Here is a 13,909-nt window from a genome sequence, read left to right on the forward strand (position 1 = left end):
GCGCTTTGCGTCTGAATTGGGGGGAAGGTCAGGTGAGAGAGCGCTCTCTCGGTCACGGTAATGGAGTACCGAGATCCCCGTCAATGTGTCCAACCCGTTGCGTGCTGATGTCGCTATTTGCCGACGCCCGCATGGTCGCCCAGCACTTCGCCCTCGCTGTCGCCCACCAGCGCGTCCGGCACGCGCATCCGCCACGCGTCGGTGACCAGCTCGGTCAACCGGTCCAGGTCGACCGCCGCCAGGCGCACCAGCACCAGGGGTAGGCCCTGGTAGCCGGGCGTGGTGAAGAAGATCTCGGGTTCCCCGAGCAGGAGAGCCTGCTTCTCCGCCTCGTCGCCGACGAACAGCACAGCGATGTCGAGCCGGATCACCCGAGGCTTGCCCGGCGTCCGCTCCGGATAGGACCAGACGAAGCCCTTGTCGGCCACCCGGAAGTCGAAGCCGGCACTGGCGATCTCCACAGTGTGTGGCAGGGCCAGCGCCACCCGGCGTACGTCGTCCGCGTCAGCCACCGAACCCCCTCGCACCGCGCACCATGAGCATGCGCTGAGGTTACGCGGTGGACAGTTCGATGGCCGTGGCGCCGACGATCGCCCGTTCGCCGTTCTCCTGGACATAACCGACAACACTGGCGCTCCGCGGATCGAGACCGGGTGGTGTCGCCAGCTCCACCTGCCCCCGCTCGGCGTCCAGGCCCACCGACCTGAAGGCGCGTACGACGTTGTCCTGCCGCAGCGTCCGCCCGGCGTTCTCCCCCCGGGCGATGTCGCTGGTCAGGTCCCGTTCCATGACCGCCACGTGCAACACCGCGCGCTCTGGCGGCTGTTCGGTCCGGTAATCCACCATCACCCGGTCATTGCCCAGGTTGCCGATGGAGAGCGCCAGTGGTGTGGCGGTGGCCGAGGCTATGGCGGACATGATCGCGGAGGCCGCCCGGCGGCGATCGGAACCGACGAACTCGACGGTGCCGTTGACGACCATCTGCGGGGTGTACAGACCTCTGGTACCGAACGCGCGGGCGTACGCCTCCTGGCGCGCGGTGTACGCCGCGTCCGCGAACTGGTCGGGCCAGCCCAGGTCGTCCCAGTAGTCGACGTGGAACCCGAGGGCGAAGACGTTCTGGCCCCGAGCCCGTGCGTCGCGCTCGATCTCGCTCAGCAACTCCTCGGCGGGAGGGCAACTGTTGCAGCCCTGGGACGTGAACATCTCGACGACGGCGAAGCCGCCGTCCGTCGATGGATTCGTCATGGTGGCCTGTCTCCTCCCACTGCGTGCCCGGCGGCGTTGCGTTTCCCGTTCCGGCCGAGACAATGCACGTGGGTCGCGTCCCCTGCCGGCCTTGCGGCGAGCGCCGCCGGCCGGGTGGTTGGATGGTCCTGTGCAGTTCACAGTGACAGACGCGCCGACGCGGGAGCGTTTCGAGGCGCGCGACGAGGCCGGCGCGGTGGTCGGGTTCGTCACCTACCAGCTCACCGGCTCGATCATCGCCTACACCCACACCGAGGTGGATCCGGCGTACGAGGGCAAGGGCGTGGGGTCGACGCTGGCGCGGGCCGTGCTGGACGACGCGCGGAGCAAGGGTCGGACGGTCGTGCCGATCTGCCCGTTCATCGCCGACTGGGTGGTCAAGCACCCGGAGTACGAGAACATCGTGGTCAGGTCCACCCGCAAGATCAAATAACCGCGCTCCCGGCCCGCGCGGATCACCTTTTCCTCGTCGAACTGCCGTGGCCTGGCCCGAGACCGCCACGGCCCTCGCGTTCCCGGCCAGCCCCGCGGCCTCGCACATCAGCGGTGCCGTGCTTGACTCCAACGGGGGATACAACGCCTGAACCCCGCCCCTCCGCAGCCCCGTCGGGAGACACCAACGATGACAGCCGCCACCTTCCGTGCCCTGCACCACGACCGCCCCGCCGGTGACCCGCTCGTCCTGCCGGGCCCCTGGGACGCGGCCAGCGCCCGGGTACTGGCCGACGCCGGCTACCTGGCGCTCGCGACCCCGAGCGCGGGTGTCGCCGCCTCGCTCGGCTACGAGGACGGCGCGACCCCGCCGGACGAGATGTTCGCGGCGGTCGCGCGCATCGTCCGCGCTGTCTCCGTTCCGGTGTCCGCGGACGTCGAGGGCGGCTACGGCCTCGCCCCTCGCGAACTGGTCGGGCGGCTGGTGGAGGCCGGCGTGGTCGGCTGCAACCTGGAAGACTCGGAGGGGCACGCCACCCTGAAGGACCCGCAGCGGCACGCGGACTGGCTGGCCGAGGTGCGCGCGGAGGCGGGCGACGCGCTCTTCATCAACGCCCGGGTCGACACGTTCCTGGTCGGGACGGGTGACCCGGCCGACGCGGTGGAACGGGCCCGCCGCTACGTGGCGGCCGGCGCCGACTGCGTCTACCCGATCCTGGCGCCGCTGAAGGTGCTCCCGCAGCTGCGGGAGGGCATCTCCGGGCCGATCAACATGGCCGCCGGACCGGACCGGGAGTCCGTAACCGAGCTGGGCCGCCACGGCGCGACACGCATCACCTTCGGGCCAGGAATGCAGCGGTACGCGATGGCGTCGATCGGTGACCTCGCGGCCGAGCTACGCGCCTGAGGCTGCCCGCCACTCACGGGTCAGCGCTGCGCCGCAGCCGCTCGGCCTGGCGTGATCGACTCGTATTCCTGGAAGTCGGGGTGTCCGGGTCGGATGGATGGCCCGGTTTCCGGAATGCCGAGTCGATCACCGGGGTGGCGTCGGGGATTCTCGACAGCAACGGCCGAGCCCCCGGCGCGCCGTCGTGATGACGGCAGCCGGGGGCTCGGTTGCAGGCGGTCAGGCCTGGTTGCCGTTCGGCAGCACCGCCGCCATCTCCTCGCCGGCGCCGGCGAGCACGCGCGCCTGCTGCGGCCAGCTGGCCAGCCCAGGTGCGGCGCGCAGGCCGGCGGCCCGGATCAGGTCGCGCAGCGCCGGCTCGTCCAACTCGCCGAGCTGGCCGTACGTACGCACGCCAGCGTCCTGCAACGCGGCCGCCATCTTCGGCCCGATTCCCTGAATCCGGCGGAAGTCGTCGGCCGGGCCCGTCGGGTCGGCGTCGACGCTGCTGATCGTCGCGTCGGCGGCCGATCGGACCGGAGGGGTCGCGGTGCTGACCGGCCGGACCGGAGGCGTGGCCACCGCCGACCGCTCGGCCTCCGCAGCGTCGACCGCGGACCCGGCCTGCGCCGGGTCGGCGTGCATGGACTCGGCCTGTGCCGGCTCGGCGTGCATGGACTCGGCCTGTGCCGGCTCGGCGTGCATGGACTCGGCCTGCGCCGGCTCGGCGTGCACGGAGTCGGCCTGCGCCGGCTCGGCGGTCGACTGGTCGGCGATCGCCTGTGCCTCTGCCGGGTCGGCCGCCGTGGCCTTGGTCTCCGCATCGTCGGCCGCGCCGACGGAGGCCGGCGTCGTGTCGGCCGGCGTGCTGTCGGCGGTGGTGGCCGCGACCGGCGCGTCGTCGGCGGTCGCGAGGTCGTCCGCGGGCTGGCGGGGAGCGACCACGGCCGCCGGGGCAGGCTGCTCGTCGACAATGACCGGCTCGGGGGCCGCTTCCTGCCGCAGCTCCTCAGCGTCGGACTGCTCGGTCACCGGTACCGGCGGCGGGTCCTCGGTCAGCGCCATGTCCGCCGGGTCGACAGTGCTCGGGGCATCCGCCGGCACGGGCACCGGCGTGGGACCGTCCGGCCCGGTCACCGCGGCTGGCGCGCTGACCGTGTCGACCGGCACCGGCTCGTCGGCGACCGCGGTGGGTGCCGGGTCGACGGCGGCCGCGGGCCGGTCCTCGTCGGTGGTGGCAGCCGGCGTGGGCGATTCGATGACGGCCAGGCCGGCGACGGGGTCACCATCCACAATCGAATTGCCCTGTACGCCCCGCCGGCCGCGCAGCAGCCACCCGGCGGCCAGGCCCAGCAACAGTGCCAGTACCAGTATCAGCGAGTGTCCGAAAGACCACGCCACGGCGAACCTCCCTCTCAGCTCGTTGGAAAAGTCACGAGAAAAACTCGCCGCAGCTTCGCACACGCGTATTGCCGGCGAGAGAGAGGATCGGTCGACAGCGTTGCGGACGGGCCGGCCACCTCAGCCGGTGCCTGCCGGGTGACACAGCGTCGCCCGATCGCACCAGAACCCGACCCGTCGAGACGAGGACCGGAAAGACCGGGACCCGGCAGGGCCCGGACGCGACGATACCGAGGCCGGGCATGAACGGACCTCGGCGGGACCGGCCGGGGCGTGAGCGCGCGGACATGATGCGACCCGGGCCCGGCGCGGAACGCCGAGCCCGGGTCGGGCGATGCGGGGTTCAGTCCCGGTCGCCCTCATAGGTGTGGAAGTCGTCGACGAACCGGCGACGGAGCCGTGGCACCCGGCTGGTCACTCCGAAGTAGCCGCGCGCGCCGAGCAACGCGAGCCGACCCACCACCGGCCGGTACATCCGGTCGTCGCCGCTGGTGCCGCTGCGGTTCAACGATTCGGCGACCCGGGCGAAGCCGTACGGCGCCATCACGGCCTCGTAGTCGGCGACCGCCTGGAGCAGCGTCTTGTCGCCGGCAGTGGCGCGGCTGAGCTGTGCGCAGAGCAGGCGGGCGTCGCGCAGCGCGGTGTTCGCGCCCACGCCCCGACCGGGGGTCATGGTGTGGATGGCGTCGCCGAGCATGGTGACGGTGCTGCTCTTCCAGGGCGGCACCGGCTCGGACGTGGACACTTTGATCGGTAGGGCGCTGGCCGGGTCCGCGTGGGTGAGCAGTTCCCGTAGGTGCGGGTGCCAGTTCGCGGTGAGGTCCAGAGCTACCTGCACCAGGTCCTCACCGCGGCGTTCCATGATGTCGGTCGGGAACCGGTTTGCCGCACTCCAGATGATCAGGTTGATGTTGTCGGTGGTGGTGTCGTGGGCCAGGCCGGGCCAGTCCCGGAGCACTGCCGCGTCGGTCTCGCTGACACCGGGCTTGATCCTGCGTTCGGCGTCCCACTTGAACTCCATGACGTGCAGCACGCCCATCATTCCGCCGACGCCGAAGATCAGCGAGATGCCCTGCTGGACCCGCTCCGGAATGAGACCGCGGGTGTGCGGGGTCAGCGGGATCCGGGTGGCGATGTTGATCGTCCCGGCGTCGCGGGTGACGGCGTGCGGCAGGTACTGGCGACGTACGGCGGAGTGGGTGCCGTCGGCAGCCACCAGCAGGTCGCCGGTGGCGCTTGTGCCGTCGGCGAAGTGCGCTGTGACAGTGCCGTCGTCGCGCTGCTCGTACCGGGTGAAGGTCTTGTCGAAGTGCACCACGTCCTCCAGGCCGGTCAGCAGCACCTGGCGCAGCACCATCCGGGCCACCGAGTGTTCGGTGTGTACCGGGTCGGCGTTCGGCCGCAGCGCGAACGACGCGGTCTGGCGGAGCCCCTGGGTGACGACGTTGAAGTAGTGCGGCGGCCGGGCGCAGGTGGCGAGGAAGGTGGCGAACAGCTCCGGGGGCAGGCACTCCCGCAGCGCTCGGCTACCGGTGGGGCCGATGCCGACCCGGTAGCCGAGCAGCCCTTCGGCGCGGTCGCGGTGCCGTTCGTAGACGGCGACGCTGATCCCGGCGCGGCGCAGGCCGTGCGCCAGGCACAGCCCGCCCGTGCCCGCGCCGATGATCAGGACGTGCGGCGGCGCGGCGGACATGTCAGCCGGCCGGGTGCGCGGCGGGCGCGTCGGTAACGGCCGGGCGCGGAGCGGGCGCCTCGGTGCCGGCCGGGCGCGCGGCGGGCGCCTCGGCCGCGTCCCACCGGTAGAAGCAGCCGGCTATCGCGTCCCGGGGGGAGCGCCAGGTCGGCAGGTACGGCGACGTGTGCGCGGAGAGCCGTTCGTTGACCTGTCGGAAGAGTGGGTGGTTGCGGGCCGCCGCGAGCGCGTCCGGGTCGACGTCGTCCGAGGTCTCCAGCAGGTGTACGCACAGGTCGTGCAGGCAGTACAGGGATCGGTGCGTGACACCGGTCAGGCTGGGCAGTTCGGTGGCGTCGGACTCGGCGAATATCTGCGCGACCCGCCCCTCCGCTCCCGGGATGATCCGGCTGACGATCAGTAGACGACTCATGGGACCCCTTCCGCCGGTGGCCTGCCCAGCCCCTCGGGGGCCGGTGCCACGTGCTCTGTGCGCCCACCGTGCCGCAGTGCCTGTCACATCACCGTCACGTACGCCGACCGGGCGGTGACGGGCACCGCCGTCACGTACGCCGGGCGGCGGGTGACGGGCGGTCGGCGATGGCCTCGCGGCTGGCCTGGCGGATCGGGGCGAGGGTGTCGTCGAGCAGGGCGCTCATGGCGGGGCTCGGCTCCAGCCGCAGCTCCCGGCGCAACAGGTCCCGGTAGACGTAGAACGCGTGCACGGCTTCGAAGGCGTTGCCCTCGGCCAGGTGGATGCGGACCACCAGTCGGTGTGGTGTCTCCCGTAACGGCTCGGCGGCCATCGCCTCCAACGCGGCTTCGAGGGCCTCGCCGTGCCGTCCGGCGGCCAGGTGGTGCCCGGCGACCTGCTCCAGCATGTGCAGGCGAAGTTGGCGCAGGCGTTCCCGGTCCAGCAGCACCCAGTCGTCGTACCAGCCGGGGAGGAGGTCGTGCCGTCCGGCGGCGAGCGCCCCGGCCGCGGTGCGCGGGTCGTCGCCGTCCCGGACCCGGGCCGCGGTGCCGACCAGGTCGTCCACGTCGAGCCGAACCGCCGGGCCGAGGCGTACGGTGTCGCTGGCCACTGTCATCGGGCAGCACGGGTCCTGTCGCAGCCGCCACAGGGCGGTACGCAGGGAGGACAGCGCCCGCTCCTCCGACGCGTCGGGCCAGAGCAGCCCGGCGAGCTGGCTGCGGGTGGCGCCGGGGCGGAGCCCGATCAGCGCGATCACCCGTTGCAGCCCACGCGGCACCACCACCGGCACCGCCTCGCGGAGGAGTCGGAAACCTCCGAGCAGGTGCAGTGAGACGCCCTCCTCGGGCGGGTCTCCGGCGGTCGGCACGGACGGATCAGCGGCCACGGCGGCACCCCCTGCGGAACGCTCGTCCCGACTGTCTGCTGTGTTCCGGATCGGTTGCCCTCGACGCCACTGTCGACCCCGCCGATCGCGGCGTGGCCGGACGCGGCCCCGCCCGCCGAGGCCGCTGGGCTGACCACGCTGAAGATTATCAATAATGGTCACGTTGCGTCAACGTCAGCGCGACCCTTCAATTGGCGACAGTCAACCCGAGATCGGTTCTGAACTGCATAAACGTTGGCGCGTTGAGCGCGCTGGGCACATAGCTGATACACAGGTTGCGTCAACGCAGCGTCACCGCTCTCCGTCGCTGGCCGACCCGGCGCGGTGACGCCGCCGTGACGAGGATCGGCGCATCGTGTCGGCAGTCGTCCAGCGCGTCCGGGGGCCACCCGTCGCCGGCCGGACGCCGTGGGGGGAGGCCCAATATGGACCGATCGCTGATCGTCGCGAAGGTGGATCCGACCGCCGAGGAGCGGGTCGCCGAGATCTTCGCCGAGTCGGACGCGACGGAGCTGCCGCGCCTGGTCGGTGTCCGGCACCGATCGCTGTACCGACTGCACGACCTCTATGTGCACCTGCTCGAAACCGCGCAGCCGACAGAGGGCGCGGTGGAGGCCGCTCGTGACCACCCCGAGTTCATCCGGGTCAGTGACCGTCTACGCCCGTACGTGTCGCCGTACCTGACGACCTGGCGCTCGCCGCGCGACGCCATGGCGCGGTGCTTCTACCGGTTCGACGCCCCGGACGCCGGGCGGCGGTCGTGACGGCCACCGCGCCGCGCCAAGAGCAGCTCTGGTCCCGCTGCGCCGGCTGCGCCAGCCTGCTCTACCGCAAACGGCTGCGCCGCAACCTCGACGTCTGCCCGGAGTGCGGGGAACATGCCCGACTCGGCGCGCCGGAACGCCTGCGCCAACTGGTGGACCCGGGTTCGCTGCGCCTGCTGCCCGACCGGCTGCCGGAGGCGGACCCGCTCGACTTCGTCGACGCGCTGCCGTACCCGCACCGGCTCACCGGCGCGCGGGCCAGCACGGGTCTTGCCGAGGGGGTCGTCTGCTCCACTGCCACCATCGGTGGGCACCCGGTGGCCCTGGCGGTGATGGACTTCCGTTTCCTCGGGGGCAGCCTGGGCTGCGCGGTGGGCGAGCTGATCACCCGGGCGGCCGAACGGGCGCTGGACGACCGGACGCCGCTCGTCCTGATCACCGCCTCCGGCGGGGCGCGGATGCAGGAGGGCGCGCTGTCGTTGATGCAGATGGCGACCGTCAGTCAGGCCATCGCCGCGTTGCGCGAGGCGGGGCTGCTCACCGTGAGCGTCCTCACCGACCCGACCTACGGTGGGGTGGCCGCGTCGTTCGCCACCAACACCGATCTGGTGCTCGCCGAGAGTGGCGCGCGGATGGGCTTCGCCGGCCCTCGGGTGATCCGCCAGATCACCGGGCGGGCCCTGCCGGAGGGCTTCCAGACCGCCGACTTCCTGCTCGAACACGGGCAGGTCGACATGGTGGTGCAGCGCCGGTCGCTGCGCGGACGGCTGGCGGCGCTGCTCGCCGCGACCCGCGCCGGCCGTCCGGCGCGTCCGGCCGTACCCCGGCAGGAGCCGGCGTCGCACCGCGAGCGCCTCGCCGACGACGGCGCGGCCCTGGCGCAGCCGCCGGACCCGGCGGCCGAGAAGGACACCGGCACCCCGGCGGTACGCGACGCGTGGGACACCGTCCGGATGGCGCGGCACCCGGGGCGGCCCACCACACTGGACTACCTGGACTCGGTCTTCGACGGGTTCGTGGAGCTGCACGGCGATCGGCTCGGCGCGGACTGCCCGGCCATCGTGGGTGGGGTGGCCCGGTTGGCCGGCCGGCACGTGATGGTCATCGGTCACCAGAAAGGGCACACCACAGCCGAGTTGGTTGCCCGCAACTTCGGCATGGCCAGCCCGGCCGGGCACCGCAAGGCGCTGCGGCTCATGCGCCTGGCGGCCCGCCTCGGCCTGCCAGTGGTCACCCTGGTGGACACCCCCGGCGCCGATCCCGGGGTGAGCGCCGAGGAGCAGGGCCAGGCGGCGGCCATCGCCGAGAACATCCTCACCCTCACCGTGCTGCCCACGCCCGTGCTCGCGGTGATCACCGGCGAGGGCGGCAGCGGCGGCGCGTTGGCGCTGGCGGTGGCCGACCGGGTGCTGATGCTGGAGAACGCCGTCTACTCGGTGATCAGCCCCGAGGGGTGTGCGGCGATCCTCTGGCCGGACCGGTCCGCGGCGCCGCAGGCCGCCCGCGCCCTGCGACTGACCGCGCCCGACCTGCGCCGGCTCGGGGTGGTCGACGAGGTCGTGCCGGAGCCGTCGAGTGCCGCGCACGACGACCCGGCAGAGACCGCCCACCGGTTGCGCGCCGCGCTGCTGGCCAACCTCCTGCCGCTGCTGGACGTGCCGCCGGCCATGCTGGTCCGCCTGCGCCGGCAACGCTTCCGACGGTTCGGCGCGAACCGCGTCGGCGCTCGGGCGGGCCTGCGATGACCGCCGGTGACCGGGCGCTGTCGACAGTCGACGCGTCCGACGACGTCGGGGTGGACGGCGAGGAGGCGCTGGCCGGGTTACGCCGGCAGGCGCAGCACCTGATCGCCGAGCTGGCCGGACCGGTGCGCCGGATCCGGCTGCGCAGCGGACCGGCCGTGCTGGAGGTCGAGTGGCACCCCGACGACGCGACCCGACCGGACGTACCGCTGCCCCGGGCCGAGGCGGCACCAACGGCCGGGCCGGCGCCCGGTGCCCCACCCGCTGTGCTGCGGCCGCCGGTGCCCGGGCGCGCCGCGGTGCGGGCACCGATTGTGGGCACCTTCTACCGGGCGCCGGAGCCCGGCGCGCGGCCGTTCGTCGCGGTGGGCGACCTGGTCCGCCCCGGCCAGCCGGTCGCGATCGTCGAGGCGATGAAGCTGATGAACGAGGTGACCGCCGACCGGGCCGGCCGGGTGGCCGCGATCCTCGTCGAGGACGGCCAGGCGGTCGAGTACGACCAGCCGCTCGTCGAGCTGGACCCGGCATGACGGCGCGGGGTGGTTGACCATGTTCGAGACCGTGCTCATCGCCAACCGCGGCGAGATCGCACTGCGGGTGCTGCGCGCCTGCAAGGAGCTCGGCGTGCGAACGGCGGTGGTCTACTCCGCCGCCGACGCCGACTCGGCGGCGGTCCGCCTCGCCGACCAGGCCGTCCGGATCGGACCGGCGTCGAGTCGGCGCAGCTACCTCAACGCCGCCGCCATCGTGGAGGCGGCCCGGCAGGTGGGGGCGCAGGCCGTGCACCCCGGCTACGGCTTCCTCTCCGAGGACGCCGACTTCGCCGAGATCTGCGCCGACAACGGGCTGACGTTCATCGGCCCGCCACCGGCGGTGATGGCCGCGCTGGCCGACAAGTCCTCGGCCCGGGCACTGATGAGCCGCGCCGGCCTGCCGCTGTCGCCGGGCAGTGTCGCGCCGGTGCCGACCGCCGCCGCGGCGGCCGAGGTGGCCGACGCCGTCGGCTACCCGGTGATCGTGAAGGCCGCCGCCGGCGGCGGGGGCCGGGGGATGACGGTGGTGCACACACCGGGCGAGCTGCGCCGGGCGTACACCCGGACCCGGGCCGCCGCGCAGGCCGCCTTCGGCGACGACCGGGTGTACGTCGAGCGTTACCTCACCGAGGCGCGACACGTCGAGGTGCAGGTGCTCTGTGACGCCCACGGCAACGGGGTGCACCTGGGCACCCGGGACTGCTCGGTGCAGCGCCGGCACCAGAAGCTGGTCGAGGAGGCGCCCGCGCCGGCGCTGCCCGCCGCCGTTCTCGACACCATCGCCGAGACCGCCCTGCGGGGTGCGCTCCAGGTCGGTTTCGTCGGTGCCGGCACGCTGGAGTTCCTTGTCGACGCCGAGGAGAGGTTCCACTTCCTGGAGATCAACTGTCGGATCCAGGTGGAGCATCCCGTCACCGAGATGGTCACCGGGATCGACCTGGTGCACGAGCAACTGCACATCGCCGCCGGCGTACCGCTGCGGTGGCGGCAGGAGGAGATCCGCCTGCACGGCGTCGCTGTGGAGTGTCGGGTCAACACCGAGGACCCCGGGCGCGGCTTCGCCCCCACCCCCGGCCGGTTGGAGCGGTTCACCCCACCCGGCGGCCCGTTCACCCGGGTGGACACCCACGCCAGCGCCGGTTACCTGGTCGGCCCCTGGTACGACTCGCTGCTCGCCAAGGTGATCGTCTGGGCCCCCGACCGGGAGTTGGCCCTCAACCGGTTGGAACGTGCCCTGGACGAGTTCGACATCGCCGGTCCGGGCGTGCACACCACGATCCCGTTCGTCCGGCGGGTGCTCGACGACGCCGCATTCCGCAAGGGCCGCTACACCACCGGCCTGGTCGACCGTCTGCTCGCCGCGCCCGCGCCGGGGCCGACGGCCACCCCCGCACCGCGCACCGCGCCCGCCGCCGATCCCGACGCAACCCACAGGAGGACCCGATGACCGTCACCCATGGTCGCCCGATGACCGCCGAGATCACCGACATCCTGGTGGCACACTGCGGGCTGGACGCCGACGCCGCGGCCCGGGCGCCCGCCGCGTCGCTCGAGGAGCTGGGCATGGACTCGCTCGCCCTGCTGGAACTGTCGGCGGTCGTCGCCGACCGCTGGCAGGTGGCCATCCCCGAGCAGGCCGGACAGTTGAGCATCCCGGCGGTCGCCGACCTGGTCGCCCGCCGCGCCGACCCGCCCGGGCACACCGAGAACAGCGTGGTCATCGACGCGCCGCTGGGGCTGGTCTGGGAGGTCACCAACGACGTGGCCAACTGGACCGAGCTGTTCACCGAGTACGCCGTGGTGGAGATCCTGCACCGTGAGGCGCACACGGTGCGGTTCCGCCTCACCATGTACCCCGACGAGAACGGGGTGTCCTGGAGCTGGGTCAGCGAGCGCACCGCCGACCCGGTGAGCAGGCAGGTCCGGGCGCACCGGGTGGAGACCGGGCCGTTCGAGTACATGCGCATCCACTGGCGCTACACCGAGGAAGCCGGTGGCACCCGGATGACCTGGACGCAGGACTTCGCGATGAAGCCGACAGCGCCTGTCGACAACGCCGCGATGACCGAGCGGATCAACACCAACAGCGTGATCCAACTCGCGGTGATCAAGGACCGGGTGGAGCGGATCGCCTGGCAGCGTGCCGACCAGGGCAGCCCGACCGCCAGCGACGCACCGACGGAGGCCGACGATGAGTGACCTGAGCACCCGCCCGATCGCCGCCCGGGACGTACCCGCCGACCGCCGGCGCGGCGGTGAGCTGCGCGTGCTGCTCGGCCCCCGCACCGTCGGCAGCACCTCAGGTTTCCTCGGGGTGGCCACGCTCGTTCCGGGGGAGCGGATCGCCGAGCACTACCACCCGTACAGCGAGGAGTTCCTGTACCTGATCCGGGGCGCGATCACCGTCGACCTGGACGACCAGCCGACGCTGCTGGCCGCCGGCGAGGGGCTGTTCGTACCGGTTAACGTGCGGCACCGGCTGCGCAACACCGGCGTCGAACCGGCCGAGGTGGTCTTCCACCTGGGACCGCTCGCCCCGAGGCCCGAGCTGGGGCACGTCGACACCGAACTGGTCGAACAGCGGGGCGGATCATGACCAGGCGTCGCACTGTGGTGACCGGGATCGGGGTGGTCGCCCCGGGTGGCGCCAGCCGGGACCGTTTCTGGAAGACCATCACCGAGGGGCGGACCGCCACCCGGCGGATCAGTTTCTTCGACCCGTCGGCGTTCCGGTCGCAGATCGCGGCGGAGTGCGACTTCGACCCGGTCGCGGCGGGGCTCAGCGAGGCCGAGCGACGCCGGGCCGACCGGTACGTGCAGTTCGCGCTGGCCTGTTCCGCCGAGGCGGTGGCCGACGCCCAGTTGGTGCTCACCGACGCGGAACGGGACCGGGCCGGGGTGGTGCTGGGCACGGCGGTGGGCGGCACGATGGCGTTGGAGCAGGAGTACGTCACAGTCAGCGAGCACGGCCGACGGTGGCTGGTGGACGCGGCGCGCGGTGGCCCGTACCTCTATCAGGCTCTGGTGCCCAGCAGCCTCGCGGCGGACGTGGCCTGCCGGCACGGGTTGCACGGCCCGGCGCAGGTGGTCTCCACCGGCTGCACATCCGGCATCGACGCCATCGGGTACGCCCACCAGATGATCGTGGACGGTGAGGCGGACGTGATGCTGGCCGGCGCGTCCGACTCGCCGATCTCGCCGGTGACTGTCGCCTCGTTCGACGCGATCAAGGCGACCAGCCCGGACAACGACGACCCGGCGCACGCCTCCCGCCCGTTCGACGCCGATCGGCACGGGTTCGTGCTGGCCGAGGGCGGGGCGGTGCTGGTGCTGGAGGAGGCCGGGCACGCCCGGCGACGGGGAGCGCACATCTACTGCGAGGTGGCCGGCTACGCCAGCCGCAGCAACGGCTTCCACATGACCGGGCTGCGGCCGGACGGGCTGGAGATGGGCCTCGCCGTCACCGACGCCCTCCGGCAGGGTCGGATCCTGCCCGAGCAGGTCTCCTACATCAGCGCGCACGGGTCGGGCACCCGGCAGAACGACAGGCACGAGACGGCCGCGTTCAAGCGGGCGCTGGGCCAGGCCGCGTACCGGATACCGGTCAGCTCGATCAAGTCGATGGTCGGGCACTCGCTCGGCGCGATCGGGTCGATCGAGATGGCCGCGTGCGCCCTGGCCATCGAGTTCGGTGTGGTGCCACCGACGGCGAACTGGAGCACCCGGGACCCGGAGTGCGACCTGGACTACGTACCGAATGAGGCGCGGGAGGTCCCGGTGGACGTGGCCCTCTCGGTGGGCAGCGGGTTCGGCGGTTTCCAGTCGGCGATGGTGTTCCGGCGGATGGTCGGCGCGGTGGCGGCGTGAGCG

Annotated in this window: 15 protein-coding genes; 9 read left to right on the forward strand and 6 right to left on the reverse strand. The window is 72.7% G+C overall.

Features of this window, described 5'->3' with window-relative positions; all coding sequences use genetic code 11:
* Nucleotides 1-113: 113 nt before the first annotated feature.
* Both AB0B98_RS18875 and AB0B98_RS18880 read right to left on the reverse strand, forming a co-directional pair.
* Nucleotides 114-512 carry an MmcQ/YjbR family DNA-binding protein gene (locus AB0B98_RS18875; RefSeq protein WP_357364090.1) on the reverse strand — a complete coding sequence of 133 codons (399 nt, stop codon included), beginning with the start codon at nt 510-512 and terminating at the stop codon, nt 114-116.
* A gap of 40 nt (nt 513-552) precedes the next feature.
* Nucleotides 553-1,248 carry a DUF1223 domain-containing protein gene (locus tag AB0B98_RS18880; protein WP_357364092.1) on the reverse strand — a complete coding sequence of 232 codons (696 nt, stop codon included), beginning with the start codon at nt 1,246-1,248 and terminating at the stop codon, nt 553-555.
* Between AB0B98_RS18880 and AB0B98_RS18885 the strand changes: the two genes are divergently transcribed.
* Entirely contained in the window at nt 1,247-1,681 is a 435-nt protein-coding gene (locus tag AB0B98_RS18885) for a GNAT family N-acetyltransferase (protein WP_357364094.1), read from the forward strand. The genes AB0B98_RS18880 and AB0B98_RS18885 overlap by 2 nt on opposite strands.
* Nucleotides 1,682-1,870: 189 nt before the next feature.
* Complete coding sequence (locus AB0B98_RS18890) at nt 1,871-2,587, forward strand: isocitrate lyase/phosphoenolpyruvate mutase family protein (RefSeq protein ID WP_357364096.1); 717 nt, start codon at nt 1,871-1,873, stop codon at nt 2,585-2,587.
* Nucleotides 2,588-2,806: 219 nt separating this feature from the next.
* Here AB0B98_RS18890 and AB0B98_RS18895 read toward each other — a convergent pair whose 3' ends face one another.
* From AB0B98_RS18895 to AB0B98_RS18910, 4 genes are all read right to left on the reverse strand, one after another.
* The gene (locus AB0B98_RS18895; RefSeq protein WP_357364098.1) at nt 2,807-3,967 is read right to left on the reverse strand and encodes a hypothetical protein; all 1,161 of its coding nucleotides are present in this window, start codon (nt 3,965-3,967) and stop codon (nt 2,807-2,809) included.
* 343 nt (nt 3,968-4,310) lie between these two features.
* Nucleotides 4,311-5,660 carry an NAD(P)/FAD-dependent oxidoreductase gene (locus tag AB0B98_RS18900; protein ID WP_357364100.1) on the reverse strand — a complete coding sequence of 450 codons (1,350 nt, stop codon included), beginning with the start codon at nt 5,658-5,660 and terminating at the stop codon, nt 4,311-4,313.
* A 1-nt stretch (nt 5,661) separates the two neighbouring features.
* The gene (locus AB0B98_RS18905; RefSeq protein ID WP_357364102.1) at nt 5,662-6,072 is read right to left on the reverse strand and encodes a TcmI family type II polyketide cyclase; all 411 of its coding nucleotides are present in this window, start codon (nt 6,070-6,072) and stop codon (nt 5,662-5,664) included.
* A 130-nt stretch (nt 6,073-6,202) separates the two neighbouring features.
* A complete protein-coding gene (locus AB0B98_RS18910; protein ID WP_238672279.1) occupies nt 6,203-7,000 on the reverse strand; it encodes a BTAD domain-containing putative transcriptional regulator in 798 nt (265 codons plus the stop codon).
* A gap of 425 nt (nt 7,001-7,425) precedes the next feature.
* On the opposite strand from AB0B98_RS18910, the gene AB0B98_RS18915 reads away from it, so the two are divergent.
* From AB0B98_RS18915 to AB0B98_RS18945, 7 genes are read left to right on the forward strand one after another with little or no spacing between them, the layout of a single operon-like run.
* Nucleotides 7,426-7,764: a TcmI family type II polyketide cyclase gene (locus AB0B98_RS18915; protein ID WP_357364105.1), complete on the forward strand. Its 339-nt coding sequence runs from the start codon at nt 7,426-7,428 to the stop codon at nt 7,762-7,764.
* Nucleotides 7,761-9,509 (forward strand): acetyl-CoA carboxylase carboxyltransferase subunit alpha, encoded by a 1,749-nt coding sequence (locus AB0B98_RS18920; RefSeq protein ID WP_357364107.1) that lies wholly within the window; start codon nt 7,761-7,763, stop codon nt 9,507-9,509. The genes AB0B98_RS18915 and AB0B98_RS18920 overlap by 4 nt, the downstream gene beginning before the upstream one ends.
* Nucleotides 9,506-10,036: a biotin/lipoyl-containing protein gene (locus AB0B98_RS18925; protein ID WP_357364109.1), complete on the forward strand. Its 531-nt coding sequence runs from the start codon at nt 9,506-9,508 to the stop codon at nt 10,034-10,036. The genes AB0B98_RS18920 and AB0B98_RS18925 overlap by 4 nt, the downstream gene beginning before the upstream one ends.
* A gap of 19 nt (nt 10,037-10,055) precedes the next feature.
* On the forward strand, nt 10,056-11,486 hold the full coding sequence (locus AB0B98_RS18930) for an acetyl-CoA carboxylase biotin carboxylase subunit (protein WP_357364111.1): 1,431 nt from the start codon (nt 10,056-10,058) through the stop codon (nt 11,484-11,486).
* On the forward strand, nt 11,483-12,238 hold the full coding sequence (locus tag AB0B98_RS18935; protein ID WP_238672274.1) for an SRPBCC family protein: 756 nt from the start codon (nt 11,483-11,485) through the stop codon (nt 12,236-12,238). Before AB0B98_RS18930 ends, AB0B98_RS18935 begins: the two co-directional genes overlap by 4 nt.
* A complete protein-coding gene (locus tag AB0B98_RS18940) occupies nt 12,231-12,635 on the forward strand; it encodes a cupin domain-containing protein (RefSeq protein ID WP_357364113.1) in 405 nt (134 codons plus the stop codon). Before AB0B98_RS18935 ends, AB0B98_RS18940 begins: the two co-directional genes overlap by 8 nt.
* The gene (locus AB0B98_RS18945) at nt 12,632-13,906 is read left to right on the forward strand and encodes a beta-ketoacyl-[acyl-carrier-protein] synthase family protein (protein ID WP_357364115.1); all 1,275 of its coding nucleotides are present in this window, start codon (nt 12,632-12,634) and stop codon (nt 13,904-13,906) included. Before AB0B98_RS18940 ends, AB0B98_RS18945 begins: the two co-directional genes overlap by 4 nt.
* The last annotated feature ends 3 nt before the right edge of the window (nt 13,907-13,909 follow it).

The organism is Micromonospora sp. NPDC048947, assembly GCF_040649495.1.
Lineage (GTDB): Bacteria > Actinomycetota > Actinomycetes > Mycobacteriales > Micromonosporaceae > Micromonospora > Micromonospora alfalfae.

What these genes read in the sequence shown, in the direction of transcription:
- AB0B98_RS18930 (WP_357364111.1), top strand. Translation starts at nt 10,056, where the DNA reads ATGTTCGAGACCGTGCTCATCGCCAACCGCGGCGAGATCGCACTGCGG.
- AB0B98_RS18935 (WP_238672274.1), top strand. Translation starts at nt 11,483, where the DNA reads ATGACCGTCACCCATGGTCGCCCGATGACCGCCGAGATCACCGACATC.
- AB0B98_RS18905 (WP_357364102.1), bottom strand. Translation starts at nt 6,072, where the DNA reads ATGAGTCGTCTACTGATCGTCAGCCGGATCATCCCGGGAGCGGAGGGG.
- AB0B98_RS18925 (WP_357364109.1), top strand. Translation starts at nt 9,506, where the DNA reads ATGACCGCCGGTGACCGGGCGCTGTCGACAGTCGACGCGTCCGACGAC.
- AB0B98_RS18890 (WP_357364096.1), top strand. Translation starts at nt 1,871, where the DNA reads ATGACAGCCGCCACCTTCCGTGCCCTGCACCACGACCGCCCCGCCGGT.
- AB0B98_RS18900 (WP_357364100.1), bottom strand. Translation starts at nt 5,660, where the DNA reads ATGTCCGCCGCGCCGCCGCACGTCCTGATCATCGGCGCGGGCACGGGC.
- AB0B98_RS18880 (WP_357364092.1), bottom strand. Translation starts at nt 1,248, where the DNA reads ATGACGAATCCATCGACGGACGGCGGCTTCGCCGTCGTCGAGATGTTC.
- AB0B98_RS18885 (WP_357364094.1), top strand. Translation starts at nt 1,247, where the DNA reads ATGGTGGCCTGTCTCCTCCCACTGCGTGCCCGGCGGCGTTGCGTTTCC.
- AB0B98_RS18945 (WP_357364115.1), top strand. Translation starts at nt 12,632, where the DNA reads ATGACCAGGCGTCGCACTGTGGTGACCGGGATCGGGGTGGTCGCCCCG.
- AB0B98_RS18940 (WP_357364113.1), top strand. Translation starts at nt 12,231, where the DNA reads ATGAGTGACCTGAGCACCCGCCCGATCGCCGCCCGGGACGTACCCGCC.
- AB0B98_RS18915 (WP_357364105.1), top strand. Translation starts at nt 7,426, where the DNA reads ATGGACCGATCGCTGATCGTCGCGAAGGTGGATCCGACCGCCGAGGAG.